Source organism: Streptococcus sp. 1449 (assembly GCF_013276805.1).
GTDB classification, from domain to species: domain Bacteria; phylum Bacillota; class Bacilli; order Lactobacillales; family Streptococcaceae; genus Streptococcus; species Streptococcus pseudopneumoniae.
The window spans coordinates 1-3411 of record NZ_VMLS01000092.1 but is presented as its reverse complement, the minus strand read 5'-3'; the positions used below and the strand labels follow the sequence as shown (position 1 = coordinate 3411).

The window sequence follows — 3411 nt, the reverse complement described above, 5'->3', positions numbered from 1 at the left end:
CAATGTTTTGAGCTGACTTCGTCAGTTTCATCTACAACCTCAAAACCATGTTTTGAGCTGACTTCGTCAGTCTTATCTACAACCTCAAAACTGTGTTTTGAGCAACCTGCGGCTAGCTTCCTAGTTTGCTCTTTGATTTTCATTGAGTTTATATTTTATAGGAGCGCATTATTTTGCTTTTGCTGCGTACTCTTCGTTACGTTTGATCATTTGTTTTCTGTACCAAGCAAAGATACCGATATAGAATACAAGGAAGACTACAGCACCAAGGATTGCTTTGATATCACCTGTTGTAGTGTTACCAATTGTCCAACCAAGAAGTTTTTCGATTGGTCCTTCAAGAGTTGAGTGAGTGATCAATTGAGTTTGGCTCACACCTGCTGGGAAGGCACCTACACCTTTAGCAAGTTCTGTTGCAAATGGTGCAATAAGTGTACCTGAAAGAAGGAAGAGTGGCAACAAGAGCGTTCCGAAGATAATCATACGGAGCAATTTACCACGTGTTACAACCAAGAGAGCTGGAGTAACACCCATAGCGATGATACCTGCAAGTGGCAAGATACCATTTCCGACTTTTGAAAGAAGCACAGCTTCAATCAACATGATTGGAGCAAGTACGTTGGCACAAGCCCAGATTTCAGCACGACCAGCGATGAATGGCCAGTCAAGACCGATATTGAATTTACGTCCTTGAAGACGTTTAGTAGCAACGTTTGTAATACCTTGTGATAGTGGTTCTACGGCTGCGATGAACCATGAACCGATAAGTGAGAAGAGTTCCAAAGATACACCGGCAGTCAAACCAAGAGACAGCCATCCTTTGATAACAAGACGCCATTTATCTGCATCTGCAACCCCTTCAATTGGATGTGGAGTTCCCATAATACCGATAACGATACCAAGGATGAAACCGATGAAGAATTTAGATCCCCAGAAACCGATTTTCTTGTTCAATTTAGCAGCATCAAAGTCATATTTATCAAGGCCTGGGAAGAATTTTTCAAAAATCTTATCCAAAACCATGATAACTGGGTTCATCATGTAGTTCATGTGAGTTGATGTCATTGGTGATGAACTTGGAGCGTTAAGAAGGTCATCAAATGTAGGTTTCATCAAGTCAGAGTTGATAATTTTCAACACACCAACAAGGACGATAGCTGCTGTAGCAATAAAGAGTGAAACCCCTTGACTCACACCGTTGTTGTCTGCATACCATTTAATCAAAAGACCTGTGATAGACAAGTGCCAGATATCAAAGATATCAACGTCAAGTGTATCTGTTTTCTTCATAGCAAGCATCACTATGTTGACAATCAACATGATGAGCAAGAAGTATAGTGTCCAAGCAGAACCCCAAGTGATTGTAGCAAGTGGTGCCCAACCAACGTCGGTGATACTCAATTGGATACCAGTGTTTTCAACGAATTTTGCAAGCGACGCTGAGAAAGCAGTGTTTAGCATACCGATGATGGCACCGATACCTGTAAGAGCGATGGCAAGTTTGATACCACCTTCAAGCGCTTTGGAGAATTTCACTCCAAAAAGTAAAGCCAATACTGTCAAAATGATTAACATGATGACAGGTCCACCCATATCTAAGATGGGATTGAAAACCTTTCCGATTAGGTCAAAGATTGCATCCATAACAGTTCCTCCCTTTTTATGTTATATGAATGTTAACAAATTAAAATTAGCTTAATCCGTGCTCTTTGATAGCTGCTTCAATATTATCAAATACTGGAGCACTCATTGCTGGGATACGGAATAAGATTGGTCCAGCTTCGATAACTGGAATACCTGGGTCAAAACCAAGGTCTGTAGCAGCAATTGGTGTGAAGATGTCATAACCTTTGATAAGGTCTTCATTAACGTCTTTGACCATAACTGCATCACAGTGAACATCAAAACCGCGGTTTGAAAGTTCTTCTTCAAGAGCACTTTTAATTTGGTGGCTTGAGTTAACACCTGCACCGCAGGCAGCAAGAATTTTAATCATATGGATTTCCTCCGATTTAATATTTTTAATAGACAAGATTAAGCAATTGCTTCAGCAATATAAGCATAGAGGGCTTCTGGTTCAGAAATTTTTGATAGGTCTTCAAGATGACCATTTCCAGTAAAGAAGTCCATCAACTGAGCAAGAATGTTGGTTTGGCTTGAACTTGAGTTATTAATGATAAAGAAGAGTAAGGATACTTCTACTTCCTTATCTGGCGCAATCATATTGTGGAAAGTCACTGGTTTTTCTAATCGAACGACCACAACTTTTTCGGCTAGATTATGAACAATATCCGTGTGAGGAATAGCCACATTCGGCAAATCCTTACCCAAAAATTCCATATCTAAGCCAGTTGGAAATGACTTTTCACGCGTGATCAAGGCTTCACGATAGGTTGGGGTTACGATTTCTCGTTCTTCCAATAAAGTTGCAACCTGATCAAAGAGATGTTCTTGATTATCCGCTTCTAAGCAAAACACAAGGTTTTTGTCAAAGAAATAATCTAATCCCATAAGGTTTTCCCTTCTTTCCATTAACTTTATGCTATAAGTATAACACTATATGTAATCGTTGTCAATAGTTTTCTGTTGATTTTTGTCTTTTTTTATACTTTTGTTGTGTTTATAGTTTGTTATATAAAAATAAACAAACAAATATTCCAAGTATTTTTCTGTTCTAATACTCAATGAAAATCAAAGAGCAAACTAGAAAGCTAGGCACAGACTGCTCAAAACACCGTTTTGAGGTTGTGGATAGAACTGACCAAGTCAGTAACCATATCTACGACAAGCCGACGTTGACGTGGTTTGAAGAGATTTTCGAAGAGTATTATTTTCCTTCTTTATCAGGAAATAGATAGCCAATCCCTACACAAGCTAGGACGCCTGCTCCAATCACCAAGCCACTTGAAATTGGCAACAGGTCCAAAATTGCATTCGCAATGATAAAGGCAATAATCAAACACATCAGACTAGCCTTGTAATCCTTTTTCAAAAGATTCTCTAGAGTGAAAAAGAGGAACAGACCCACCGGAATCAAAGACCATAGGCTGACATTCAAACTTGGCTAGCCAACAGAACCAAAATACAATACTGTCACTGCTGCTAATAAAAAGACAATTCCCAATAATTTTTTCATTTGTTTATCTCCAATTTTTTATGAACTTGAGTTCTCTGATAGTGAAGCCTCACGTCCCTTACAAAAATCATTATAGTAGAGGTCAGTTTCAAGAACAAGTTCGTTTGCCTATCTGGTCTCTATATCGTAAGCGCGTCATAACAAGGTATCTATCATTCATGGAAGACCTCCTGTATACTATTAGTAAAGTAAAACTATTGGAGGATATTTTAATGCCACAACCTATTGTTCCTGTAGAGATTCCACAATCTCGTCCTTTTGATTCTAAAAAGAGA

General features: G+C 38.8%; 4 protein-coding genes and 1 pseudogene. 1 reads left to right on the top strand and 4 read right to left on the bottom strand.

Annotation, left to right across the window (positions count from 1 at the left end):
- Nucleotides 1–168 precede the first annotated feature (168 nt).
- Genes HT687_RS11010 through HT687_RS11000 form a run of 3 tightly spaced genes read right to left on the bottom strand, consistent with a single transcriptional unit; the run spans nucleotide 169 to nucleotide 2511 of the window.
- On the bottom strand, nucleotides 169–1644 hold the full coding sequence (locus HT687_RS11010) for a PTS galactitol transporter subunit IIC (RefSeq protein ID WP_054393029.1): 1476 nt from the start codon (nucleotides 1642–1644) through the stop codon (nucleotides 169–171).
- Nucleotides 1645–1690: 46 nt separating this feature from the next.
- The gene (locus HT687_RS11005; protein ID WP_000590547.1) at nucleotides 1691–1996 is read right to left on the bottom strand and encodes a PTS sugar transporter subunit IIB; all 306 of its coding nucleotides are present in this window, start codon (nucleotides 1994–1996) and stop codon (nucleotides 1691–1693) included.
- Between the two features lie 38 nt (nucleotides 1997–2034).
- A complete protein-coding gene (locus HT687_RS11000) occupies nucleotides 2035–2511 on the bottom strand; it encodes a PTS sugar transporter subunit IIA (RefSeq protein ID WP_000522067.1) in 477 nt (158 codons plus the stop codon).
- Between the two features lie 173 nt (nucleotides 2512–2684).
- On the opposite strand from HT687_RS11000, the gene HT687_RS12100 reads away from it, so the two are divergent.
- Complete coding sequence (locus HT687_RS12100; protein WP_007285086.1) at nucleotides 2685–2858, top strand: hypothetical protein; 174 nt, start codon at nucleotides 2685–2687, stop codon at nucleotides 2856–2858.
- Here the strand turns inward: HT687_RS12100 and HT687_RS10990 are convergent.
- Nucleotides 2828–3136 (bottom strand): annotated as a pseudogene (locus tag HT687_RS10990) (hypothetical protein). The gene HT687_RS12100 and the pseudogene HT687_RS10990 overlap by 31 nt on opposite strands.
- Nucleotides 3137–3411 lie beyond the last annotated feature (275 nt).